The sequence below is a fragment of the Klebsiella sp. K47 genome (genome assembly GCF_051858335.1).
Lineage (GTDB): Bacteria > Pseudomonadota > Gammaproteobacteria > Enterobacterales > Enterobacteriaceae > Klebsiella > Klebsiella pneumoniae.
This window is the reverse complement of record NZ_JBPYUI010000555.1, coordinates 1-213: the sequence shown is the minus strand read 5'-3', so window position 1 is coordinate 213 and position 213 is coordinate 1. Positions and strand designations below refer to the sequence as shown.

General features: G+C 52.1%; 1 protein-coding gene. It reads left to right on the top strand.

From position 1 onward, the window contains the following. Positions 1 to 83: 83 nt before the first annotated feature. On the top strand, positions 84 to 213 hold a 130-nt coding region (locus RRF55_RS29190; protein WP_439419479.1), incomplete at its 3' end, for a hypothetical protein.

The window sequence follows — 213 nt, the reverse complement described above, 5'->3', positions numbered from 1 at the left end:
ACGCGGGCAGGATATCGCTGCAGCATGCGGTCAGCTTGCTGCAGAAGAGAAGTAGACTAGGCGGAAAGTAGAAAGAAGGATCAGTGACAGAGCCACGTTCTGTTCTCTTGCTTGGGTCCACCGGTTCTATCGGTACTCAGGCTCTTGATGTTGTTCGCACCAATCCGCATTTATTCACTATTACGGGTCTTGCTGCAGGGGGACATTCGCGTA